Source organism: Thalassospira alkalitolerans, assembly GCF_002115745.1.
Taxonomy (GTDB): domain Bacteria; phylum Pseudomonadota; class Alphaproteobacteria; order Rhodospirillales; family Thalassospiraceae; genus Thalassospira; species Thalassospira alkalitolerans.
On sequence record NZ_JFKB01000012.1, the window covers coordinates 24,491 to 50,336 of the forward strand.

The 25,846-nt window shown below is 53.3% G+C and carries 16 protein-coding genes; 10 read left to right on the plus strand and 6 right to left on the minus strand.

Annotated elements, in window-relative coordinates; genetic code table 11:
• Positions 1–29: 29 nt before the first annotated feature.
• The gene (locus TALK_RS16295) at positions 30–3,158 is read right to left on the minus strand and encodes an Rne/Rng family ribonuclease (protein ID WP_085620213.1); all 3,129 of its coding nucleotides are present in this window, start codon (positions 3,156–3,158) and stop codon (positions 30–32) included.
• A gap of 730 nt (positions 3,159–3,888) precedes the next feature.
• On the opposite strand from TALK_RS16295, the gene TALK_RS16300 reads away from it, so the two are divergent.
• The 9 genes from TALK_RS16300 (at position 3,889) to TALK_RS16340 (ending at position 15,096) form a co-directional block, all read left to right on the plus strand.
• Positions 3,889–5,094 (plus strand): N-acetylmuramoyl-L-alanine amidase, encoded by a 1,206-nt coding sequence (locus TALK_RS16300; protein ID WP_245829977.1) that lies wholly within the window; start codon positions 3,889–3,891, stop codon positions 5,092–5,094.
• 254 nt (positions 5,095–5,348) lie between these two features.
• Positions 5,349–7,769 carry a penicillin-binding protein 1A gene (locus TALK_RS16305; RefSeq protein ID WP_085620215.1) on the plus strand — a complete coding sequence of 807 codons (2,421 nt, stop codon included), beginning with the start codon at positions 5,349–5,351 and terminating at the stop codon, positions 7,767–7,769.
• Positions 7,770–8,032: 263 nt separating this feature from the next.
• A complete protein-coding gene (locus TALK_RS16310) occupies positions 8,033–9,604 on the plus strand; it encodes an alkaline phosphatase D family protein (RefSeq protein ID WP_085620303.1) in 1,572 nt (523 codons plus the stop codon).
• A gap of 188 nt (positions 9,605–9,792) precedes the next feature.
• Positions 9,793–10,921, plus strand: a protein-coding gene (gene prfB / locus TALK_RS16315; protein ID WP_139833862.1) for a peptide chain release factor 2 whose coding sequence is annotated in 2 segments (ribosomal slippage) — positions 9,793–9,861 and positions 9,863–10,921 — 1,128 coding nt in all. Because the reading frame shifts where the segments join, the coding sequence is not laid out codon by codon here.
• A gap of 299 nt (positions 10,922–11,220) precedes the next feature.
• Positions 11,221–11,472: a hypothetical protein gene (locus TALK_RS16320; RefSeq protein ID WP_085620216.1), complete on the plus strand. Its 252-nt coding sequence runs from the start codon at positions 11,221–11,223 to the stop codon at positions 11,470–11,472.
• 142 nt (positions 11,473–11,614) lie between these two features.
• Positions 11,615–12,223, plus strand: coding sequence for a nucleoside deaminase (locus TALK_RS16325; protein ID WP_085620304.1), 609 nt, complete (start codon positions 11,615–11,617; stop codon positions 12,221–12,223).
• A 98-nt stretch (positions 12,224–12,321) separates the two neighbouring features.
• On the plus strand, positions 12,322–13,836 hold the full coding sequence (locus TALK_RS16330) for a DNA-3-methyladenine glycosylase 2 family protein (protein ID WP_085620217.1): 1,515 nt from the start codon (positions 12,322–12,324) through the stop codon (positions 13,834–13,836).
• Positions 13,833–14,354 carry a methylated-DNA--[protein]-cysteine S-methyltransferase gene (locus TALK_RS16335; RefSeq protein ID WP_245829979.1) on the plus strand — a complete coding sequence of 174 codons (522 nt, stop codon included), beginning with the start codon at positions 13,833–13,835 and terminating at the stop codon, positions 14,352–14,354. The genes TALK_RS16330 and TALK_RS16335 overlap by 4 nt, the downstream gene beginning before the upstream one ends.
• Before the next feature lie 139 nt (positions 14,355–14,493).
• A complete protein-coding gene (locus TALK_RS16340) occupies positions 14,494–15,096 on the plus strand; it encodes a glutathione S-transferase family protein (RefSeq protein WP_211274837.1) in 603 nt (200 codons plus the stop codon).
• A gap of 81 nt (positions 15,097–15,177) precedes the next feature.
• Here the strand turns inward: TALK_RS16340 and adhP are convergent, their stop codons facing one another.
• The 5 genes from adhP to TALK_RS16365 form a co-directional block, all read right to left on the minus strand.
• Positions 15,178–16,200, minus strand: a complete 1,023-nt coding sequence (gene adhP, locus TALK_RS16345) for an alcohol dehydrogenase AdhP (protein ID WP_085620219.1) — start codon at positions 16,198–16,200, stop codon at positions 15,178–15,180.
• 127 nt (positions 16,201–16,327) lie between these two features.
• Positions 16,328–17,164 (minus strand): ferritin-like domain-containing protein, encoded by an 837-nt coding sequence (locus tag TALK_RS16350; RefSeq protein WP_085620305.1) that lies wholly within the window; start codon positions 17,162–17,164, stop codon positions 16,328–16,330.
• 152 nt (positions 17,165–17,316) lie between these two features.
• On the minus strand, positions 17,317–18,087 hold the full coding sequence (locus TALK_RS16355) for a response regulator (protein ID WP_085620220.1): 771 nt from the start codon (positions 18,085–18,087) through the stop codon (positions 17,317–17,319).
• A 240-nt stretch (positions 18,088–18,327) separates the two neighbouring features.
• On the minus strand, positions 18,328–18,792 hold the full coding sequence (bcp, locus tag TALK_RS16360) for a thioredoxin-dependent thiol peroxidase (RefSeq protein ID WP_085620306.1): 465 nt from the start codon (positions 18,790–18,792) through the stop codon (positions 18,328–18,330).
• Between the two features lie 121 nt (positions 18,793–18,913).
• The gene (locus TALK_RS16365) at positions 18,914–21,976 is read right to left on the minus strand and encodes a bifunctional [glutamine synthetase] adenylyltransferase/[glutamine synthetase]-adenylyl-L-tyrosine phosphorylase (RefSeq protein ID WP_281251306.1); all 3,063 of its coding nucleotides are present in this window, start codon (positions 21,974–21,976) and stop codon (positions 18,914–18,916) included.
• A 184-nt stretch (positions 21,977–22,160) separates the two neighbouring features.
• Between TALK_RS16365 and TALK_RS16370 the strand changes: the two genes are divergently transcribed.
• On the plus strand, positions 22,161–25,772 hold the full coding sequence (locus tag TALK_RS16370; protein ID WP_085620221.1) for a YhdP family protein: 3,612 nt from the start codon (positions 22,161–22,163) through the stop codon (positions 25,770–25,772).
• Positions 25,773–25,846: the final 74 nt, after the last annotated feature.

A 25,846-nucleotide genomic window follows, 5' to 3' on the forward strand; every position in this document is an offset into this window, starting at 1 on the left:
AGCCCCTTTTATTTTTGTGTCAGATGACCTTAACGGCCAAGGCTCCACCAGCCGCGTTTCTTCGGTGTGGGTTTTTCGTCCTTTGCCGGTTCTGCAACCGGTTCGCTAACGACCGGTGCCGGGGTAGGTTCTGCCTTCGGTTCCGGTTTCGGTTCTGGCTTTTCAGCCGCTGGTGCAGGTGCCGGTGTTGGCGCCGGAGACGGAGCCGGGGTTGCCGGTTTCTCGGTGACAATCTCAGCCGGAGCAGATTGCGAAACCGGTGTTGCCGCTGCCTCTCGGGCGGTTTCGCCAGAAGTCACAGGTGCAGCTATCGGTGCCGGTGCAGTTGACTGTGCTGTTTCCTGTGCCGTTACCGGCGCAGTATCAGTTGCGTTTTCTGCTGCATTCTCTGGTGCCGGGCCGCTTTGGATCGGGATATTTTTGACATCACCACGGTCCTTGCGGTCACGACGGTTGCGGCGATTATCATTGCGGTCACGGCGTGGACGGGATGGGGCCGGTGCCGTTGTGTCGCGCTGACGACCAGTGCGAACACCTTCTTCGTCAAAGCTGCCGCTATCCTGGCCTTCGCTATCAGCTTCGATAACCTGATCGACAACACTGCCTTCTGGTGCGCTGTGGTCACGGTCACGGCGAAGTGCTGTTGCCTCTGCATCATCGGCCGGGGATTTAACGCGTGCCGGGCCTTCTAATTCCTGGCGGCGGGAACGACGGCGACCACCGCGCTTGCCACGACGGCGGCGTTTGCGCTGTGCTTCATCGTCATCATCATCGTCGTCACTGTCGCCCTGATCATTGCTGTCAGTGGCGTCATTGGCTTCGCTGACGGCTCCGGCTTCCTGTGGTTCGGTGCTGTTATCATCGCGTTCATCATTGCGACCACGACGGCGACGACGGCGACGGCGGCGTTTGTTGCCTTGATCGTCTTCGTCACGATTATCGGTGGTTTCGCTTGTTTCGCTGATTTCTGCGCTGTTGTCTTCGTCGTCTTCTTCGTCTTCGTCTGGCTCAATCGGGCTTTCGATTGCGGTCAGCGAAACGCTATCGGTGTTTAGAACAGCACTTTCTTCGGGGCCTTCATCACCTTTTTTCGCGCGGGTGCGCTCAATACGGTGATCCGGGGAAATCAGGCTGTCATCACCAAAGATCATGATGGTAAAGCCGTAACGCTGTTCGATCTCGCCCAGCGTGTCACGTTTGCGGTTGAGGATATAAAGTGCAACCTCGTTCGCGACATGGACGGTTAATGCGCCGGAACGGCGGCGCATGCCTTCTTCTTCGAGCACGCGCAGCAGATGAAGGGCTGCACTTTCGATCGAACGAACAAGGCCGACACCACGGCAATGGTTGCAAACTTCAAATGCACTTTCGACCAGCGACGGGCGCAGGCGTTGACGCGACATTTCAAGCAGACCAAACGGGCTGATCCGGCCGATCTGCAAACGGGCACGGTCGTTGCGCATGGCTTCTTTAAGCTTGCGTTCAACTGATCCCTGATTGCGGTGATCTTCCATATCGATGAAATCGACGACGATCAGGCCGGCCAAATCGCGCAGGCGCAACTGACGCGCCAGTTCTTCGGCGGCTTCAAGGTTGGTTTTATAAGCGGTTTCTTCGATATTGCGTTCACGGGTCGAACGGCCCGAGTTGACGTCAATCGCGACCAGAGCTTCGGTCGGGTTGATAACGATATAACCACCCGATTTAAGCTGAACCACCGGGTTAAGCATCGCATCAAGCTGGCTTTCCACCTGGAAACGGTGGAACAGCGGCACGCCCTGATCTTTATAGGGCTGTACGCGCTTGGCATGCGACGGCATCAACATTTTCATAAAGTCTTTGGCGATCCGGTAACCTTCGTCACCTTCGACCAGAACTTCATCAACATCACGCGCATAAAGATCGCGGATAGACCGTTTGATCAGATCGGCTTCTTCGTAAATCAGGCATGGTGCTTGGCTCTGAAGGGTGGTTTCGCGGATACGATCCCACAAACGCATCAGATAATCGAAGTCGCGTTTGATTTCGGCCTTGGTACGTTCCGAACCGGCGGTACGGACGATAACTGCCATGCCGTCCGGAATTTCCAGCTCGGCCAGAATGGCTTTCAGGCGCTTGCGATCCTGGGCATTGGTGATTTTGCGCGAAATGCCGCCACCACGCGGGGTGTTGGGCATCAAAACACAATAACGACCGGCCAGTGACAGGAAGGTTGAAAGGGCGGCACCCTTGTTGCCACGTTCTTCCTTGACGACCTGCACCAAAAGAATCTGACGGCGCTTGATGACTTCCTGAATTTTATAACGTTTCTGGAACTGTGGGCGATGCGTTTCGGTGAATTCGTCACCGTCATCATCGCCACCCAGATCGTCGATTTCTTCTTCAACCTGGACCGCACCGGCGGCTTCGGTTTCGACATCAACGGTCAGTTCGGCGATTTCCGCCGACATTGCCGCATTGCCGCCACCCGAACCATCGGTGTTGTCATCATCAGATCCAGATGTATCAGTGGCTTCGGCTGTGGTTTCAGCTGCTGATGTTTCGACGTCATCGGTTTTTTTGCGACGGTTGCGCGGACGACGGCGACGCGGTTTGGCGTCTTCGTCTGCGGCAATGTCGGCATTGGCAGCGACGTTTTCCTGTGGGGTATCTGTATCTTGTGCGGTGGTATCGGTCGATGCACTGGTTGCGGCATCGCCTGTTACCGCAGCAACCGGTGCATCGGCATCGGTTTCAACAGCCACGTCATCCGATACTTTCGCGCGCGGTTTGCGGCGATTGCGCGGGCGGGCCGGTTTCTTATCTTTTTTCGGGGTGTCATCGCCGTCGGATGCGTCGCCGATGTTGTCTTCAACGACGTCGGCATCCTTGACTGTGGAATGCCCACGCGAAAGTGCTTCGCGGTCCGCCATCGGGATTTGGTAATAGTCGGAATGGATTTCGCTAAAGGCAAGGAAGCCATGACGGTTTCCGCCGTAATCGACGAAGGCCGCCTGCAAGGACGGCTCTACACGCGTCACTTTCGCGAGATAGATATTTCCTTTGATTTGCTTCTTGGTCGAAGTCTCGACGTCGTATTCTTCTAAGCGATTTCCATTAATTACAACGACACGGCTTTCTTCCGCGTGCGTCGCATCGATAAGCATGCGTTTGACCATTCGGAACCTGTTCCTAAAGGCCCCGCCAGTTTCCTGCGTAAAGCGATGTTGCGCTGGTATGCAAATAAACCGGCGTATCCGGAGGCGCCGTCCATAAAGGTCGCGATATGTCCTGTATATATCTGGTTCATCGCGTTTCGGCTGCTCTTCCGGTTCGGGCCTGGTTTTGGTGTTAAAACGAAAATATGTTGCGTAAACTTCGAGCGCGCCAAGTCAGCCTTGATTGAGAGGGCTCTATCGGGAGCGGGAATTGCCGCGTCACCGAGACACCGACCCGAGAACTGAGCTCGTCGCGTCCTCAACCTAGCGGATTAATAAAGGTTCACACCGCAAGGCATAGGAATCTCGGATGCAACATATCCGTTTTGAACGCGCGCGACAAACAGTTTTGTTACGTTCTCCGATGACTTTATTGCGGTTCATTTGAAAACTACAAAGTTTTCCGCATAAATGCGCCGATTACGGATCAGTTCTGCCAAATCCATGATCCTGCAATGTTTTTACCGTTTACATTGCCGATATGCCGATCACATCAGTTTGATTTGATTGCCGCAAAACTTCCCGGGGCGGTCAATTGCCCGTTAACCAACACGTTGTTATAAGCGCAATCAAGATAAGTGATCGTGTGACATCACAACAACGCGGCAGGGCGATGGTATCAGTGCTAACAGGTTCGCAGTTTCAAGCGACGATAGAAAAGCTATTTTCTGCTGGATGGAATTCCGCGCGGATGGTTGCGGTGTTTTGCCTGTCGCTTGTGCTTTGCGTTTGTTTTATGTCGCTGGCCAAGGCACAGGACGCCAAGGTTCTTGGCGCGCGTCTTGGCGTCTATCCCGATTACACACGGTTTGTCATCGATCTCGATCGCAATGTCGAATTCAGTTATTTTCTGCTGCCTGATCCCTATCGCATCATTATCGATATGCCCGAAATCGAATGGAGCGCTCCGCCCGGCAAGGTCACATCCGGTGGCGGTTTGATTTCCGGGTTACGTTATGGCCTGTTCAAACCGGGGACATTCCGTGTCGTTCTTGATGTTGCCAAGCCCGCTTTGGTATCAAAAATCTTTAGTTTGCCGCCATCGGATGGCAAGCCAAGCCGTTTGGTTGTTGATTTGTCACCGGCTAAGCGCGAAGCATTTATGGCTGCGTCACGCGAAAGCATGGCGGCCTATTCCGCACGCAGCCGCAATGATACCAGTGCCACGGAACAAAGTGCCGATGTCGCGGTTAAATCTGGTCGCGGCGGGTCGGACAAACCTTTGATCGCGATTGATGCCGGTCACGGCGGGGTTGATCCGGGAGCTATTGGTGTTGGCGGGGTTTATGAAAAGGATTTGACCCTTGCCGCGGCCCGGGAACTTGAAAATGTCCTGACTCAGTCCGGGCGGTATCGCGTGCTTTTGACGCGTGACAGGGATGTGTTCCTTAAATTGCGTCAACGCACGGAAATCGCGCGTAAAAACGGCGCGGATTTGTTTATTTCGCTACATGCAGACTCGATTGGTAACTCCAAGCATCGCGGTGCATCTGTCTATACATTATCTGAAAACGCATCGGATAAAGAAGCCGCCGCACTGGCGTCCAAGGAAAACAAGGCCGACGTTATCGCCGGTATTGACCTGTCCGAGGAAAATTCGCTGGTTCAAAGCATCCTGATTGATCTGGCGCAGCGTGAAACCATGAATTTGTCGGCGACCCTTGCGGCAAACATGGTCAGCGAACTTGCCAAAAGCATCGAATTGCAACGCCGCACCCATCGCTTTGCCGGGTTTGCGGTTCTTAAGGCGCCTGATATTCCATCGGCTTTGTTTGAAATGGGATATCTGTCAAACGCCACCGATGCCAAACTGCTGCAAAGCCCGGCCCATCGCCGCAAGGTGGCCGAGGCCGTGATGCGGGCCATCGATATTTATTTTGAAAAACACAAATTCTAGAATTTAAGCTATCGCTTTTGCCCGTGCGTAACTTTTCCGTGCAGGGGATGCCGCATCCCTCGCTTTGATCGGGTAGGCGGGCTATAGTTCCAGTCCGGTCTCGTCAGGGCAAAAAACGGCTGTCGTGCGCGCTGTCACAACGCTGTCATTTTTTTGCCGCTATAATAGGGCTGGTTATAACCCTCCGGGATGGGCATATACATGCGCATGAGCCGGATCAGGCCAAAACAGCAAAACGAAAAAGACCTGTTTTTATGCGTATATTACTAAGTATTTTCGGTGTTCTTTTCTTGATGGTAATTGCCGGGGGCATCGGCGTTCTGGCTGTTTTCTGGCATTTTGGCCAGGATTTGCCTGATTACACCCAGCTTGAAACCTATGAGCCCGAGGTCATGACGCGTGTTCATGCCGGTGACGGGGCGTTGATTGCCGAATATGCGCGTGAAAAACGTGTTTTCGTGCCAATCACCTCGATCCCGCATATTGTTGTTGATGCGTTTGTCGCGGCCGAGGATAAAAACTTTTTCAGTCATCCGGGGATTGATTTTGCCTCTGTGTTGCGTGCCGCTGTTACCAACGTTGTTAATCTTGGTACAGGCAAACGCCCGGTTGGCGCGTCAACCATCACCCAGCAGGTGGCAAAAAACTTCCTTTTGACCAGCGAAGTTTCCTATGAACGCAAGATCAAGGAAGCAATCCTGTCGTTTAGGATCGAACGTGCCTTTAGCAAGGAACATATCCTTGAGCTGTATCTGAACGAGATTTACCTCGGCAATGGCAGTTATGGCGTGGCAGCCGCAGCACTTCGTTATTTCGATAAATCGCTCGACGAGCTGAATGTCGAAGAAGTCGCCTATCTTGCCGCCCTGCCCAAAGCGCCGTCAAATTATCATCCGGTCCGCAATCATGACGAAGCCAAGGCGCGTCGGAATTGGGTGATTGGCCGGATGCTTGAAGAAAAATTCATCACCGAACAAGAAGCACAAACCGCATGGGCACGCCCGCTGGCCGCCAAGGAACGTCAGTCGGTTGATACCTATCGTGCGGATTTCTTTGCCGAGGAAGTCCGCCGTCAACTTGTCGATCGTTATGGCGAAAATATGCTTTATGACGGGGGGCTTTCGGTCCGTGCGACCGTTGTACCCGAATTGCAGACGATTGCCGATCAGGCGCTGTTTGATGGCTTGGTTGAATATGACCGCCGTCATGGCTGGCGCGGGCCAATTACCAAAATTGATCTTGCTGATGATTGGCAACAAAAACTGCGGGAAGTCGAAACCCCAAGTGATGTGCCATGGGATGTTGCCGCCATCTTGCGGGTTGACGCCAACGAAGCCACACTTGGTCTTTTGTCGGGCAAACAAGGACGTATTCCGCTTCGCTTCCTGACCTGGGCGCGCCCAACTCAGAAAGGGCAGGAACTTGGTGCTGTGGTCAACAGCCCGTCGGATGTTTTGTCGCCCGGTGACGTGGTGTATGTGAAACATTTCGCGGAACTCGACGGCGAAGAATTACCACCCAACACCTATGGTTTGCGTCAGATTCCCGATGTGAATGGGGGGCTGGTGGCGATGGACCCGCATACTGGTCGTGTTTTGGCCATGTCGGGTGGTTTTTCGCATGCCTTGTCTAAATTTAACCGAGCAACTCAGGCCCGCCGTCAACCGGGATCGGCCTTTAAGCCGTTCGTTTATATCGCGGCCCTTGATGATGGCTTTACGCCGTCAACACTGGTTCTGGATGCGCCGTTTGTGATTGATCAGGGACCGGGCCTTGGCAAATGGAAACCCGGCAACTATAGCGGCAAATTTTATGGTCCTTCGACCATGCGTCTGGGAATTGAATTGTCGCGGAACCTGATGACGGTCCGCTTGGCCCAGACGATTGGTATGGACAAGGTTGTTGATTATGCCAAACGTTTCGGTGTGGTTGACGATATGCCCAATGTCCTGTCGATGGCACTTGGTGCGGCGGAAACCACCGTTATGCGTATGACGGCGGCCTATGCCGAACTGGTCAATGGCGGCAAGAAAATCACCCCGACTTTGATTGACCGCATTCAAAATCGTCGTGGTGAAGTGATTTACCGCCGCGACGAACGTCAATGTGCGGAATGTCAGGATGTGACCTTCCGCAATCAAATGCCGCCGGAACTGCCTGATAACCGTGAACAACTGACCGACCCCGCAAGTGCGTTCCAGATGGTATCGATGCTTGAAGGTGTGGTTGAACGTGGCACCGGCCGCCGGATTAGCGAACTTCCCTATCCGCTGGCAGGTAAAACCGGGACCACCAATGACAGCCGCGATTCCTGGTTTGTCGGCTTCTCGCCGGACCTTGCGGTTGGCGTTTATGTCGGCTTTGACGATAACCGGTCACTTGGCGACAAGGAACAGGGGGCAAGTGCCGCCGCGCCGATCTTTAAACAGTTTATGGGCGACGCGCTTAAAGGCACCAAAGCCGTTCCGTTCCGGACTCCTCCGGGGATTCGCATGGTTCGGGTTGAAGCTCGTTCGGGGCTTCCGGCCCGTCCGGGCGATCAGAATGTGATCTGGGAAGCCTTCAAGCCGGGCACCATTCCGTCGTCGAATGATAATGTCATTGATGGCGGTTACAGTGGTGTCGGGGCCGAAAATGATACCGGCGGTGTTTCAAGCCCGGGTGGTATTTATTGATCGTTCTTATCCTTGATTAAGGATCGTACAGCGATTTTGCGACGTCATTATCAAAGGCCGGATGTCACATGCATTCGGCCTTTTTTATATGCTTGGTCCGGGGACTGCTTTCATTTGAAAATCGCAATGATGCCGATACGTCTAATTGCGCCGGTCGATGTCATTAAATGTTGATAAAATCATCAAGTCGCGGCAACGGTGTTGTCATTTGGATTTGTCATACTCTTCAATGTGTTGCTTCAAACCTTGAAGGGGTTCTTTCCATGTCTTTTCGTCTTTCCCGCCGAAAATTCCTGACGACGACGGCAACTGCCAGTGCCGCATCGGCCATGGGTGGTTTTTTCATGCCGTCGATTTCGCGTGCGGCTGATCGTCCGATAATCACGCATGGTGTCCAAAGTGGCGATGTCACGGCCAATTCTGCCTGTATCTGGGGGCGTGCGGACCGTGCGTCGCGTATGATCACGGAAATTGCCACAACCGAAAACTTTTCGCGTTCGGTTAAAATCCCGCATGTTGACGTGCTGCCAGAACGTGATTTTGCGGGCAAACTTGCCCTGACTGATTTGCCCGCCGGGCAGGATGTGTTTTACAAAATCCATTTTGAAAATCTTGATGACGGACGCACATCGTCGGAACCGGTGATTGGTCATTTCCGTACCGCACCGGCGGCCAAACGCAATATTCGTTTCGGCTGGTCCGGGGATACCGCCGGGCAGGGCTGGGGCATTGATGAAGATCGTGGCGGGATGAAAACCTATGACACGATCACCAAACACAATCCGGATTTCTTCATCCATTCCGGTGATACCATCTATGCCGATGGTCCGTTTGCCGAACAGGCAAAAATGCCCGATGGCGATATGTGGAAAAACATCATCACCGAAGATACCGGCAAGGTCGCGGAAACGTTAAACGAGTTCCGCGGCAATTATAAATACAACATGCTTGATAAGAACGTTCTGGAATTTAACCGTTTGATCCCGGTCTATTATCAGTGGGATGACCATGAAGTTCTGAATAACTGGTATCCGGGCGAAATGCTGACCGGCGATGATCGCTATAGCGAAAAATCGGTCTCATTGATGGCTGCACGCGCCAATCGGGCATTTCGTGAAATGTTGCCGATCACCGAACATGCGACAGAACCGGGCCGGGTTTATCGCAAGGTGTCCTATGGCCCGTCGCTGGATGTCTTCTTTCTGGATATGCGCAGCTATCGCGGCACCAATGATGCCAATAACAGCCCGGAACCAAATGACAATACCGCCTTCCTTGGCCGCGAACAGATGGAATGGTTCAAGCGCAGCCTTTTAAATTCCAAGGCAACCTGGAAAGTCATCGCTGCGGATATGCCGATTGGCATGATTGTTTATGATGACTGGAAAAACAAAAGCACCTTTGAAAATCTGGCCAATGGTGATGGCGCACCGGCCGGACGCGAACTTGAAATCGTTGAATTGCTGCGCTTTATCAAGTCGGCGCGCATTCGCAATACCGTTTGGTTGACGGCCGATGTGCATTACACGGCAGCGCATTATTATGATCCGAACAAAGCCCAATTCCAGGATTTCGATCCGTTCTGGGAATTTGTTTCTGGTCCGCTGCATGCCGGAACGTTCGGCCCGAATGATATGGACAACACATTTGGCCCGCAGGTGGTGTTCACCAAACATCCAAGCAAGGAACAGGGGATCAATCTGCCGCCATCCTTTGGTCTGCAGTTCTTTGGTCTTGTCGATATCGATGCCGATACCGAACAATTCCGGGTGTCGCTTCGCGATGTTGCCGATGACGAGCTGTACACCATTACCCTTGATCCGGTTTACAGCTAGTACCTTGTGCGGCCTTCATCGTGTGGCCTTTATCGAAACCCGGCGCAGATGTTGCGCCGGGTTTTTCATGTCTGTCTGACTTCCCTGCCAGGGGGTTTCAAGCCGGTCAAAAACTGCTATAAGCGCCGCCGAAGTTGCTGCGATCCTTCGCAGCCTGACAGAGTTTCATGTGAATAACGGAGACATCAATGCGCGCTGAAGCACAGGCATTGGTCGATGAAATCAAGCAGTCGATGGCACTGCTGAGGAGGCATCTTTGACTGGGATAATGCTCTTAGACGCCTCGACGAATTAAACGCACTGGCCGAAGATCCCACCCTGTGGGACAAGCCGGAAAATGCGCAGAAAGTCATGCAGGAACGCACCCGGCTTGACGATGCCATCAATGGCTACAAATCCCTTGCCCAGGAACTCGAAGACAATATCGGTCTGATCGAGCTTGGCGAGGCCGAAGGTGACGAAGAAACCGTTGCCGAGGCCGAAGAAGGTCTGCGCGGTATTCGGGAAATCGCGGCCAAGCGTGAACTTGAAAGCCTGCTTTCGGGCGAAGCTGACGCCAATGATGCCTATCTTGAAATCCACGCCGGTGCGGGCGGGACCGAGGCGCAGGATTGGGCCAATATGCTGGCGCGCATGTATGTGCGTTGGGCGGAGTCCAAGGGTTACAAGCTTGAAATGCTTGAAGAAAGCAACGGCGAGGAAGCCGGTATTAAATCGGTGACCTATAAGGTTATCGGTCATAATGCCTATGGCTGGCTGAAGAATGAGGTTGGTGTGCATCGTCTGGTGCGTATTTCGCCTTATGACAGTGCTGCGCGCCGCCATACCAGCTTTTCGTCCTGCTGGGTCTATCCGGTGATTGATGACGATATCAATATCGAAATCCTCGACAAGGATCTTCGTATTGATACCTATCGTGCATCCGGTGCGGGGGGGCAGCACGTTAACCGAACAGACTCGGCCGTGCGTATGACCCATATTCCGACCGGTATCGTCGCGCAGTGCCAGAACGACCGTTCACAGCATAAAAACCGCGATACGGCGATGAAGATGCTTAAAGCCCGTCTGTATGAGGCCGAACTTCAAAAACGCGAAGCCGAAGCCCAAGCGGTCGAGGATACCAAGTCCGATATCGGCTGGGGCCATCAAATTCGTTCCTATGTGCTGCAGCCCTATCAGATGATCAAGGATCTGCGCACAGGTGTCGAAACATCCGATACCCAGGGCGTTCTGAACGGTGATCTTGATGCTTTCATGGCCGCTGCCTTGGCGGCCAAGGTTACCGGATCGGCGGGTGAAGTCGAAGACATCGATTGATCCCTGATACGACGATTTGTCAAAACACCCCGCACAGGAAACTGGCGGGGTGTTTTCGTAAGGGCGTTTGAAACTTTGAATGATATCGGGGGCATGGCAAAGCATATGGCCGTCTATAAATATTGACGCTGTTTCCCGTAAAAATTCTACATCTGTCATACTATTGCCTGATATGGTGGGCATTGTGTTGCGCATATATGAAACCCGTTGAAAAACGATAAGGCCAATTGTTTGGAAACAGGGCCTCGGCGGGTTTTGCAGTACGATTAAACGTCTATTAAATCAGGTGAATTCCCAAAATGCCGCGTCAGTCCCATGGCCAGGTCGCTGTTGGCGACCAATTCAAACTTGCTACCCCGAATGGTCCGATTTTCGAAGTTCTTAAAATCCGTGAGATGCTGCCGGTGGATCACGCGCTGATTACCAAGGTGCGCGACCGAAAATCGCCGACCCTGATTTCGGTGTTAACCTTGCTTGATCCGAATTTTTATCGCCCGGTCCCGGCCGATCAAAAGTATGTGGATTTAAACGACGGCATTATTCGCAGCTGAACCGGTTTTGGCTGTTATCAAGGCCACCCATCAGGTGTTTCGCCCCGGACGGCAATAAAGCGACGATAAAAACAGTTGGCATGGCGGCTCGATGACGATGAATGTAATCAATAATGTTCAGATTTCATCGAGGGCCGCCGCCATGCTAGCCAAAAACGCCGATACACGCGCACTTCTTTCCGCCCTGTTTGGGACCCTCGAAAACGATATCCTGCCCAAAACCCGCGATGGCGTAGCCGCCGGAAACAAGATTTTCGGAGCGGCTTTATTGCGTAAATCCGATTATTCTTTGGTTTTGGCGGAAACCAACAATGAAACGGAAAATCCGCTTTGGCATGGCGAAGTTCATTGTCTGAAGCGGTTTTATGAAATGCCGACTGATACCCGCCCGGCAACCTCGGATCTGATTTTCCTGTCAACGCATGAACCTTGTTCAATGTGTTTGTCGGCAATCACATGGGCGGGGTTTGATAATTTCTATTATTTCTTCAGTCACGAAGACTCGCGCGATGCGTTTGAGATTCCCCATGACCTTAAAATCCTCAAAGAGGTCTTCACCCTTGAGGCCGGGCAATACAATAAATCCAATGCATTCTGGGATAGTCATTCGATGATGGGCATGATTGCGGCATTGCCCGAACCGGATCGGGCGGCGTATCTGGCAAAGGCCAAATCAATTACCGATCAATATGACCGGCTTTCTGATCTGTATCAGGATGGCAAGGGTTCTAATGATATTCCGCTGAATTGATCCATCGGGTCGACGGGCCGATGGGCCAATAGGGGGGCTGTCACGTGTGAGTCCGATTCCGGCGAGTTTTGTTTTTATGATCTGCTAAACTGCCGGGCATGGAACAGCTCAATGATGATATCTGCTATCATGCCTTAAAGGCCCGCGACCGTCGGTTTGACGGACGGTTTTATACTGCCGTCCTGACCACGGGTATTTTTTGCCGCCCGATATGTCCGGCCGTCACGCCAAAGCGCGTCAATGTGCAGTTTTATCCCAGTGCCGAGGCCGCCATCGCCCATGGATTTCGCCCCTGTTTGCGCTGTCGGCCCGAAGCCGCCCCCGGATCACCGGCAAGTGTCGGCGTCCATGCCACAGTTGCGCGTGCGGTCCGGTTGATCGAAGAAGGCGCGCTTGAAGCCGGATCGATTGCCGATCTGGCGGATCGTTTGGGTGTTGGGGATCGCCATCTGCGCCGTATCTTTAAGGATCATACCGGCGTCACCCCCCAAGACCACGCCAAGGCACGCCGGTTGTTGCGCGCCCGCCAATTGATTGTCGATAGCAACCTGTCGATGACTGAAATCGCCGATATCGCCGGGTTCGGGAGTTTGCGGCGCTTTAACGATGCGATGAAAACCGCCTATGGCCATGCCCCCACGGCCTTTCGGCGCGGGTTAAAGACCAAACTGGAACCCAAAAAAGACACCACTGATCCCTTTGCGGCCAAAAGCGATGATTTGATATTGCGGTTGCGTGCGCGACAGCCCTTTGATGCTGAATATCTTCTGACATTCTTTCGCGCCCGCGCTATTCCCGGGCTTGAGGCCGTCGGGGATCGCACCTATGCCCGGGGGTTTCGCATCAAGGATGCCTTTGGTTTAATGATTTGTCGGTTTGCATCGGATCAGGGCGGGGTGGATGTTATTCTGCGCGGGCCGGCCCGCGATGCGGTTCTTGAAATAGGCGGGCGGGTTCGGCGTTTGTTTGATCTTGACGCCGATGTTCCATCGATCACCGCGCTTTTTGCCGATGATGCGTTGTTACAGCCCTTGGTCGATAAACGTCCGGGCCTGCGTGTGCCGGGATGCTGGGACCGGTTCGAACTGGCGATCCGTGCGGTTCTGGGCCAACAGGTTTCTGTGGCGGCGGCGCGTACATTGGCTGGTCGTCTTGTTGCGCGGTTTGGCGAAGCCCTGCCTGATAACCTGATTGCCGGAACCGGTGTCACGCATCTGTTTCCCGAACCCGCCAGGATGCAGCAACAGGATTTGATTTCCATCGGCCTGACAACACGGCGCGCCCAAACTTTGGCCGATATCACCGATTTGTTTGCCCATCCCGAAAGCGACCGTAAATCCGGCGATGACATTCTGGCCGAAATGGCCGCGACCAAGGGTATTGGTCCCTGGACGCTGAATTATTTTGGCCTGCGCGGACTTGGTGATCCGGATGCCTTTCCCGCAGCCGACCTTGGCATCCTTAAGGCATCGCAAATTGGCGGTGGCCCGGGAAAACCCAAGCCGCTTGAACAACATGCAGAACGCTGGCGCCCCTGGCGGGCCTATGCGGCGCAATATCTTTGGTCGGCACTGGAACATGAACAAGCCCCAAAGCAGGAGAAATCCAAATGACCACCCGCATTGATGTTGCCCGTTATCAAAGCCCAATTGGCACGCTGAGCCTTGCCATGGTTGATGCCAAGCTGGTGCATCTGGATTTTGAAAACAACGATGATCGCCTGCATCTGATTCAGACAAGACGGTTTAAAAACCTTGATTGGCAGGATGGCGGCAGAGCACCACAGTCGGTGATTAATTGGCTGGATGGCTATTTCGCAGGAAAGGTCGGGCGATTGCCGATGGAGGATGTTCATATGATCGGCACCGATTTTCAGAAATCAGTTTGGGATGGTCTGATTGAGATTCCCAATGGTCAAAGCCGGTCCTATGCCGGGTTGGCCGATATCCTTGGCAATCCAAAGGCGGTGCGTGCCGTGGCACGCGCCAATGCGCTGAACCCGGTTTCAATCATTGTGCCGTGTCATCGTGTGATTGGATCGAACGGAACATTAACCGGTTATGCCGGGGGGCTGGATCGCAAACGATGGCTGCTTGATCACGAGGCCGCGATGGTTAGCAAAGCCGCCTGATCAACCAATACCCGGCCCCTGATCTGAATATCCAAACAGTCAAACCTGTACCACCGGCACCCCGACTTTCCGGAACGCTATCCGCTTGTCCAAAGGAAGGATCAGACCATGAAACTTTACGATTACGCCGGATCACAAAATGCTTGGAAGGATACGCCAGCTTTGCGCCCATCTTGGTCTTGAATATCAAACCGAATGGGTTTCGATTTTTGAAGGCGAAAGTCACACCGATGATTTCCGCAAAATGAATCCCGCCGGTGCCGTGCCGGTGCTGGAACTTGATGATGGCCGCAGCCTTGCGGAATCCAACGCGATCTTGCTGTATCTGGGCGAGGGGACGGAATACTTGCCCCATGATGCCTATCAGCGCGCCAAAGTCTGCCAATGGCTGTTTTTCGAAGCCGATTATGTTCAGTCAACCATCGCCACATTGCGTCACTGGAACCTGACGGGGAAAAATGAACGCAATGAAGGGCAGCTTGCCAAGTGTCGTTTTGGTGCGCTCGGCGTGTTGGCAATACTTGATCGCCATCTGCAAGATCATGATTTTCTGGCCAATTCCCGCTATTCCCTGGCGGATATAGCGGTCTATGCCTATACCCATTTGGCTGGCGAAGCCGGTCTGGATATGGCACCATTTGTGGCGCTAAACCACTGGATCAACCGCAACGGCGACCTTGTCGGTGATGCGATTCCGGTGCGTTATTACAGCGAAGATTCTTTTAGTGGACGTGATCTTTAGGCTCTTTTGGTCCTTTGAAATATAAGGGCTGCCAAATTTGACAGCCCTTATTGTGTCGGCTTGTATCAGAGTCTCAAACGATCAGATCGACATCACGATACGGCCATCGATTTTGCCCGCACGCATGCGGTCAAAAATCGAATTGATGTTTTCCATCGGCTCGGTCGTGTAATGCGAATGGACCTTGCCGTCGCCCGCGAATTCGATGGCTTCCTGAAGGTCGGCACGCGTGCCGACAATCGAACCCCGAATGGTTTTGCGCGACAGAACCGTATCGAAAATATCCAATTCGAACTTGCCCGGTGGCAATCCGCAAAGCGCCATGGTGCCATGACGGCCCAACATGCCAACCCCTTGGGAGAATGCCGATTTCGAAACGGCTGTTACCAGAACCCCGTTGGCGCCGCCCATCTGCTTTTGCACTTCGGCAACCACGTCGGTTTCCATGGCATTAAGCGTCCAGTCTGCGCCAAGGTCCTTGGCAAGTTTCAGTTTATCGGCATTGATATCAACCGCAATCACCTTCATGCCCATGGCTTTGGCATATTGCACGGCCATATGACCCAACCCGCCAATACCGGAAATCACCACGGTTTCACCCGGTTTGCATTCGGTTTCTTTAAGTCCCTTATAAACCGTCACGCCAGCGCACAGGACCGGTGCCGCATTGCCAAATTCAAGCGCGTCGGGCAAATGCCCGACATAATTCGGATCGGCCAAGACGTATTCGGCAAAGCCGCCATTAACCGAATAACCGGTGTTGATCTGTTCCCCGCAAAGCGTTTCCCAACCGGTAATGCAATGATGGCAATGCCCGCAGGCCGAATGCAGCCAAGGCACACCAACCCGGTCGCCTTCCTTGACCGATTTAACACCGGCGCCCACTTCGGCAACAATGCCGACACCTTCGTGGCCGGGAATAAACGGCGGGTTTGGTTTGACCGGCCAATCGCCTTCGGCGGCGTGAAGATCGGTATGGCAAACCCCGGATGCTTCTATTTTGACGAGAATAGTGCCGGGTGTAACTTTGGGGACAGTAACTTCCTCGATCGACAATGGTTTGCCGAATTCGCGGACAACAGCGGCCTTCATAATAGCAGGCATAGCTTACATACTCCTTGCGGAATGATTGTGTGCCCGTCAGGTCGGGCACGACTTTTTCGCGATTGAAGGGTAATACTTGTTCCTGTTCTAAACCTTGCGCTGCATCAATGATACTTGCAAAAGATAATCATTCTTCATCGCCTGGAAGTTCCAGAACATAGTCCTGATAGTAATCGGGCGGCATTCCGGCTTCATAACGGGCTTTGTCATTAAATGGTGGTTTTAACGGGCCACGGAAATGTTTGCGCAGCATGGCATGCCATGTGGTGTAATAAGGCAGGCCACGTTGGTCACAGGCCATTTCGTAATATTTTCGTCCTGCGGCGACGTGGCTGATTTCATCATGAGCAATGATTTTAAGGATACGCGCACTTTCCGTATCACCATGCGCCAAAAGCCGTTCAATGGTGGGCGGGGTGGCATCAAGGCCGCGTGCTTCAAATACCATCGGGACAACGGCAAGACGGGCCAATAAATCATATGCCGTATCCATTGATGTTTCCCAAAGTCCATCATGGGCGGGCAAATCGCCATATGTCGCGCCCAATTCGCCAAGGCGTTTGTTTAACATCTTGAAATGACGGGCTTCGTCATCGGCAACCTGTACCCAGGCATCATAAAACTCACGTGGCAGGTTTTCATGGGTGAACCGCCCCGCCAGATCCCAGGCCAGATCAATTGCGTTTAATTCGATATGGGCCAAGGCATGCAATAGGCTGATCCGCCCTTTAAGGCCGCTTTTGCTGCGTTTTGGCATGTGCCTGGGGGCCATTAATTCCGGCGTGGCCGGGCGGCCTGGGCGATCAGGAAGGTCGGTTTCGCCGATTTCACTGATCTCGCCCGAACGCCACATTGCGGCCAGTTCTGCTGTGACATTGGCTTTTTCGGTCGCATCGGCGGTCAAAAGGGCGCGTTTTGCGGCCTCGGCCAGCGTCAAACGGGGAAGGGCGGTTTGGGTGGTCATAATGATCTTTCCGGCCGGTGTTTCAATGTCTGGCGTGCAGGCATTCTGTGGCATGTGTGTGGTGTCTGGTCAATGATGGCGCATTGCCGCCAAACAAAAAGGGCGGTCACCCTGATCGGTGCCGCCCCTTGAAAAAGGTCTTATTTTACGGATCAGGTGATGTTAAAGCGCGCCAGTGCCTCGGCCAGATCTTCGCCAAAGGCCGGGCCTTTGCGGATGATCGCCGTCCGGCATGGCAGGTCCTGCAATGACGGATGGTTTGGCGCGTCTGATGTTAAAACGGCTGTCGGGATGCCACGGGTTTTGGGCATCGCTTGCAATGCGCTGGCAACATCGACACCGCCAAGTTCATCAATGGTTTTGGCAACGATGATGAAATCCGGGCGGGTGCGGACGGCCAGTTCGATGGCCTCGAACGAAGTTTGCGTGACCGAACTGCGATAACCGCAAGCCGCCAGTTCGCGTTCGACAATGGCGGCCATGGACCGTTGCGGGATCACCAGCAATGCTTCGACATTGGTTTGTTTCAACCAGTTCGGGTCGATGTCAGGGGTGCGCTTGGATGGCAGTTCACGGACGAATTCGGCCGAATCGGTTCCGCCACCGGTAAGGTCGCCTTCCAGAAGGGCCTCAATTTTATCGATAAAGGCCTGAATGTCGTTGATTGCATCTTCGTTAAGTTCGCGACACGCCGTGGTGTAATCGGCAAGACGATGGCTTGTCAGATTAACTAGCGGGGCCGTGACCGATTTTCCCTTGTAACGAAGGTTGAATACCTCGCGCTGGATCGCTGTCAGGATCGCCGGGTCGGCTTTGCTGTGCGCATTCTGAAGATGTACACCAATGCTGCTGACGATTTCGCTTGCTTCATCGCGAAAATCAGCAAGCATCTGATCGTCGATATCGATAACATTATTGCTCATTGTTCTACCCTGCCTTGCCGGTCGTCCGGTCATTCGCCATGTGCCACGTGGAGCCAAATTAAAGGCACCTATAACTCCCATATCCGGATTCTTAGCCCGACAAACAAGGTAAGGCAACATAATGAATGGTAGCAGGTGCTATTAGGTGATTGAAAAACATCCACTTTTGAATGTTATAAAAATGCGAAAATCGACCGAAAATTGATCCGGCCGGTTTCGAGTGTGGCGATAAGGCCCGAATTAAATGGCTTTGACGGCGGCCAGCACGTCGGCAACGTGGCCTTTTACTTTTACCTTGCGCCAGATGTGGCGGATCACGCCATCGCCATCAATGACAAGGGTGGTGCGCTCGATACCCATGTATTTTTTCCCATACATGTTTTTTTCGACCCAGGTACCGTAATCCTCGCAGGTCGTAGCGTTTTCATCCGATGCCAGGATAAAGTTCAGGTCGTGTTTGGCCTTGAACTTGTCATGGCGGGTGGCGCTGTCCTTGGAAATGCCAATGATCTGGGCATTGACCGCGCTAAAATCGGGTTCTGCATCGCGAAATTCACAGGATTCTGTCGTGCAGCCCGGTGTCATGTCTTTTGGATAAAAATAGATCACCACCGGTTTACCCTTCAGGTCCGACAGTTTGACCGATCCGCCACCATCGGTCGGCAGTTCGAAATCAGGGGCCTTGTCACCAACTTCAAGTGTCATTGTTTTGTCCTTATCCAAAATTTTACGTCCATCACCGGTTTCTGACAGCCATATCAGACCGTTCCGCCACAAGCTGCGTGCGAAAATACAAATCCTTATAGGCATTGCAAACACTTCCAGATCATTCTGTACGCGGCGGAAGTTTTTCCGCCGGTTCCGTGATCAGACGATCATAGATCGCCTTGATCCGTATTGCGGTTTCTTCCAGCTTGGTCTGAAGCGTATCGAAATCATCGCATTGCCCGGCACGTGCCAGCATACGGCGAAGGTCGGTGCTGGCGTTTTCGGGTTCAAACGGTCCCTCGGTGGTCAGGCGCAGCATGGCTTGCAGTGCCAGCCAGAATGAACCGGCATTGGCTAAAAATGTCGCTTCCTCTGCTTCAAGGATTCCGGCTTTACCCAGATTTCTGAAAACAGCGCGCGTGGTTGGGGACAGGATTTCAGGATGGCTGTAAGCATGGGCCAATTGCAGATATTGCGCAATGAATTCCAAATCGACCAGACCACCACGGCGCATCTTGATTGCCCAGGGATGATTGTTGCCTTTGCCGGCATCCATCCGGTTGCGCATGTCATAAACATCACGCAAAAGATCATCGGGATTGCGTTGTTTTTGCAAAACCGAATGGGTGGTCGCCATCACCTTGTCGCATAATTCCTGTGGTCCATAGACCGGGCGTAACCGGGTCAATGCCATATGTTCCCATGTCCATGCTTCGTTCAATTGATAGGCTTCGAAACTTTTGAAATGGGTGGCCAGCGGTCCCTTGTTACCGCTGGGGCGCAGGCGCAAATCAGTTTCAAACAATACCCCTTCGGCCGTGGGTGCCGACAGGGCATTAATGTAACGCTGGCTAAGCCGGATAAAATAATGCCCCGGTGTCAGGGGTTTTTCCCCGTTTGATTCTTCGGCATCCTCGGGCACGTCATAGACAAAGATCATATCAAGGTCCGACCCCGGCGACAGTTCTTGTCCGCCATGTTTGCCAAGGGCAAAAACCGCCAACCCGCCCGTATCAAATGTCCCATGCTTGATCGCGAAATCATTGGCAATGCGCGGGAACAGGGCGCGAATCGCGACATCGGCAATATCGGCCAATGTCCGCCCGGCCTGATGCGGGGTATGGCGATTTTGGATGGTTTGCACGTCGATGCGGAATTTTTGATCATTGGCCCAACGACGTGCGGTATCAAGCCAGTCCTCGACCATATCTTCGCGCGAAAGCCGGGCATTTAATTCGCTTAGCATGGTGTCTTCATCGGGTAATTCATCATGGAAACCCGACATCAAAACATAATCAAGAACCCCGGCATTGCGGCCAAGATATTTGGCCATGCGGGGGGCCGTTCCGGCGATTTGCGCCAGAAGTTCCAGCAATTCCGGATTTGCCGTCACCAGCGAGAAAAGCTGAACCCCGGCGGGCAAACCTTTCAGGAACTCGTCAAAGGCGCGGAATGCCATATCCGGATTTGTCGTCTGTGACAGCGCATTTAAAAGGGTCGGCATCAATTCTGTCAGGATTTCACGGGCACGCCGTGACCGGGTTGCACGGTAACGGCCATGATGCCATCCGCGCACCGTAATCGATACATTGGTGGCGTTTTCAAAACCCATTTGGCGCAAATTTTCAAGTGTATCAGGGTCATCTTCTGTGCCGGTAAACACCAGATTTCCGGTCGATCCGGCAAGCGGTGCGTCATCTTCGAACAATTCGGCATAATTACTTTCGACCGCGCGCAGGTGTCGCAGCAAATCGGCTTTGAATCCGTCAAGGGTGGGATATCCAAGGAAGGTCGCAAGCGCATGCAGCCCGTCCTCGGTATCAGGAAGGGTCTGGGTTTGCTGATCGTTTGTCATTTGCAGGCGATGTTCAACCGTGCGCAGGAATTCATAGGCGTCCAGCATTTCATCGCGGGTTTTTTCCGATACCTGACCAAATTTTGTCAGTTCACGCAGCGCCTCACAAGTCGCCTTGCATCGAAGTGCGATTTCGCGCCCCCCCCAGATTAACTGCTGAGTCTGGGCGAAAAATTCGATCTCGCGGATGCCGCCCCGGCCCAGTTTAATGTTATGGCCGGGGATGTCGACTTTGCTGCCGCCTTTATGGGCGTTGATTTGGCGTTTGATTGAATGAATATCTTTGATCGCCAGGAAATCAAGATGCTTTCGCCATACATATGGGCGCAATATTTCAAGGAATATACTGCCTGATTTTTTATCACCTGCAACGATCCGTGCTTTGATCATTGCCGCACGTTCCCAGTTTTGGCCAACCGTTTCGTAATAGGTTTCAGCCGCCAGCATCGACAGGATCGGCGGGGTCGATGCCGGATCAGGGCGCAGGCGCAAATCGGTCCGGAAAACATATCCATCCCCGGTGCGTTCTTCCATGATGCGGGTGACATCACGGACCATGCGCACCAAATCCTGTTGCAGGCGATCAGGATCGATATAGGTCACGACTTCATGATCAAACAAAAAGATCAGATCAATATCGGATGAATAGTTAAGTTCACCCGCGCCCAGTTTGCCCATGCCGATGGCAAAGATACCGCAATCACGTAAGGGATCATCGGGATGGGGCAGGTCGAATTTTCGTAGTTTCGCCGTTGCCGATAAACAATGCGCCAGTGTGAATTCAAGAGTGATTTCGGCTGTTTCGCTGATCGCGCGGGTGATTTTATCAAGGGTCCATGCCTTGCATATATCGGCAATCGCGATCACCAGTGCGGCCCGGCGTTTGGCCTGGCGCACCATCATCATTGTTTTGGCCTGATCAAGCGGGGCGGCATCGGCACTGTTGCGCACCGGATCAAGGGCGGTTTTAAAGGCCGTATCAAGCCCCTGATCAAAGATCAGACAGATGATATCGGGATCACGCAGGCATAGATTGGCCAGATAGGGGCTATTGCCAAATAATGCAGCAAGAACGTCGCGTTTGGGGCTGTTGGCCGCAATGTCGCCAATCTGTTCTGCCATATTTTCAAACTGAGGGCGATCTGCAAGGGCGGTCCATCGTTCAAAGCCGTGTTTGCAACGTTCGGCATCGAATGGTTTTGGCAGGTCTGGCGTGATCCAGGAAAGAGACACTTTTTTGCTTTCCTTGTGTTGCTCTTGGACGGTGAACCGGGCTATCCCTTGGTTTTGGTGGTATGAACCGGGATGGCTCCGGCGTCTGGTCACAGGCAGGACATGACGCAGACTGTTTTTTATCTGTTTCTCAAGATAACAAAAAGGGGACTGATCGACATTACCTGTTTACATTTATTAGGTTTTTCGAATCTCGGGAAACATCGCGCGCTTGACGGCGTTATCGCATTGATTGGAAATGTCGTGATGACATTGGAAATTCGGGAACTTTAGATAGGTGCGTCGGATTAAAGTTTTTACCGGCTGGTGTGGGCTGATACTTGCGGCCCTGGTCCTGTTTGTCGGTGTTTTTGTCGGTGTGCTGGTTTGGCGGATATCGCAGGGGCCTGTTTCCCTGCACCGTCTGGTTCCCTATGTCGTCGCCGAACTTAATGACAGCAGCGGTGATACCAAATTTGATGTCGGCGATATGGTGCTGTTCTGGCGCGGGTGGGAGGAAAAGTTTGATATCCGCCTGCGCGATGTTTCGGTAATCAGCAGTGCCGGCAAAGAAATGCTGCATGTCCCCGAAGCCGATGTGGTGTTTTCCAGTCGTGCACTGTTTGACGGTGTTCTGGCGCTGCGCGAACTTAATCTGATTGGCCCCAAATTGCGTCTGGTGCGACGTGCCGATGGCCAGATTGATGTCGGTTATAATGCCGACGAGCAAGTTTCGGATACGACCATCCCCCAAACCGATATTCCCGGTGTTGTTTCGGCAACCGGTGAAACGTCTCGGTCGATCCAATCCCCGCAATCTCCCCAATCCTCTCAGACTCTGCAAACGCAGGAAGGGATTGATACAGATGGCATTGCCAGCCCCCAATCTGATGCTCAAGGCACGGATGGCGAAACGCCGGGCGTTACCATGCCGCTGCCTTTACCTGTCGGGGATGATCCATCCGAACCACAGGCCCCGCTAAGCGATACCCAGCGCGATATTCGCGATGGCAGCAACGCCATGCGCGAAATCGTTGCTATTTTGTCTGGTGAAACCGCCGATTTTCCGGCTGCGGCCTATTTTGAAAGTTTCGGGGTGTTTGGCGCAGATCTTCAAGTCGAAGATGACGCGCTTCATATTGTCTGGTCGACCCCTTCGGCGGATATTCGTCTATCGCGCAAGCCGATGGGAATTCATGCCGAAGCCACCATGGCCGTCACGGCCGGAACGGTTTCAACCGATGTTGATGTCACCGCCGAATATGACAGCCGGGTCGAAGAAATCGACATGGTTGTTGAGATCGGCGAAGTGTTGCCAGCCAAACTGACCAGCATTTCCGATGTTTTCACGGAATTGGCCGGGGTTAATGTGCCGGTTTCGGGGCGGATCAACGCCAAGCTTGGTCCGAATGGCAGCGTGATCGCACTGGGAACGGACCTTGTTCTGGGGGCCGGGCGGATCGATTTCCCCGCACCGATGAGAGCCACCTATCATGTCAGCGGCGGCAAGGCTGTCCTAAGCTTCGTTCCCGGTCGGCTTAGCTTTGATGATGTGCGCATAGATGCCGGAATTACCAATGTTACGCTGGCCGGTGTGGTGTTGAACCCGCTGGGTCAATGGGACATCGATATTGCGGCAACGGCCCATGATGTTCGGACTGATGACTTGCCATTGCTGTGGCCGGAAACAGTTGGCGCCAATGCGCGTGAATGGGTGATTGAAAATCTGTCTGATGGCATTGTTCATCAGGCAGAAATCCGCACCAGGCTGCATCAGGATGACCAGGGCGCGGTTGTGCTGGATCATCTGGACGGCGATATGAACATGACCGGTGTTACCGTGCATTATCTTGGCGATATGCCATCTGTACTTAATGCCGGTGGCCGGGCCGAATTTGATACCAGCAGTTTTAGCATCTTTGTCAACGAAGGCATTGCCGATGGCATTGTTGTTGACGATGCAAAACTGGTATTTTCCGGGCTTGATACCGATAGCGAGATGGCCGATATCGAGGTTGTCGTTCATGGCGGGGTGCAAGATGCCCTTGAAATGATCGATGCCCAGCCGCTTGGCTTTGCAACGCGTCTTGGCGTTGATCCGGCCCAGATTGGCGGATCACAGGCAACCCGCGTCAAATTGCATTTCCCATTGCTAAACCATTTGTCCTTTGATGATGTCGAAGTGGCAGCGGCATCGCGCATTGAAAAGGCCGCGATTACCGATGCCTTCCGCGAACTGGATGTTGCGGATGGTACGTTTGAGTTACAGGTCAATACCAAGGGGCTGGAACTTTCGGGCCAAGCCGCGATTGGTGATGGCCGCACGGATATCAAATGGACCGAAAGCTTTGCCGGAAACACCCCGGTCATCAGCCATTATGAGCTTTCGGGCGATCTTGATACGGCGGTCCTGCGTCAGGTCGGGTTTGATGCCAGTGATTATCTTAGCGGTGTCGCCACTGGCACTGTCGCCATTGATGTCCTGCGCAGTGGTGATGTTGCGATCAAGGGCAAAACCAATTTGACCGCCACCGGGGCCAAAATTAATGCGGTGGAATACACCAAGGCACCGGGACAGGATGCAAGTCTGGCATTCGATGTGACTGTTAAGGCCAATGGTGCGGGTGACGTTCGATCATTTGATGTTATGGCACCGGAACTGGTGGCCAAGGTCAAGGGTCAGTGGCGCGGCAACAGCCCGATTGCCGATAAATTCACCGTCAACCTGACCGATACGCGGTTTCGTGAAAATCTTGCGGTATCGGGCGCTGTTACCGTTGATCGTGATGGCAAGGTTCTGGTTGACCTGAAAGGTAAGCAGTTTGATCTGCGCCGGTTCGTCAATGACAGCAAGTCGACAGACCAAGCGGCAGGGGCCGAGAATACATCAACGGACTTTGAAACTCTTGAAATCAAACTTGCCGCAGAAGGCTTTTTGATCAAGGGCGATACGCCGATCCTGCGCGATGGGTCGATTATGCTGAACCAGAATGGCGAAAACCGTGAAATTGAAATCGCGGTCCGTCAGGCCAATGCCGAACCCTGGATCGTTGATGACAGCAAGATGCCGCGTGAACCCGGCCCGGTACAAAGCCCCAATAGTGGCGGTATTGGCCAAAATGCATCGCGCATCGGTGGACGCACCGATATTTTCCTTAAGATCGATCAGGTCATGATGGCCAATGGTGAATTGCTTGATAACCTTGAAGGTGCGGTTCACGTCGTTGGCGATGAATGGGATGGACTGGTTCTGAACGGGGTGCTGGGGGATCGGTCCAATGTCTTTGTTCAGGTCGAACGCAAGGATGACAAAACACGTTCTGTGCGCCTGACCAGTGATGATGCCGGCAAGTTCCTGCGCGCGGTCGATCTTTATCAAAATCTTTTGGGTGGGGCGTTGACCATCGAAGGCATGGTTGATGACAGTACCTGGTCGCAACCCTTTACCGGCAAGGTCAATATCACGGCCTTCCGCGCCGTAAATGCGCCGCTTGCCGCCCGTGTGTTGGGGGCGGCATCGCTGACCGGGCTTTCCGATGTGTTGCAGGGCAATGGCGTTGCGTTTTCCGAACTTAACGGTGATTTCACCTATGCCAATGATGTGCTGGCACTTAGCAAATTTGCCGCCAATGGTTCTGCCGTCGGGGTCACCAGTAATGGCACTATTGATCTGGCGAAATCCGAAATTCGGCTGGCGGGGTCTATTGTTCCGATTTATGCGCTGAATTCTGTGTTGGGCGCGATCCCGCTTCTGGGGGATTTGCTGGTTGGCGAAGAAGGTGGGGGTATTTTTGCGCCGACCTATACCATCGAAGGCGATCTTGAAAATCCCGATGTTACGGTCAACCCGCTATCGACCTTTGTACCCGGCATCTTCCGGAATCTGATCACCGGTGCCGAACCGGGCTAGTCTGAGTGGGTATCATAAGAAAAAAAGGCCCCGGTGCTTTTGCATCGGGGCCTTTGGAATTTTGGATCAGATGA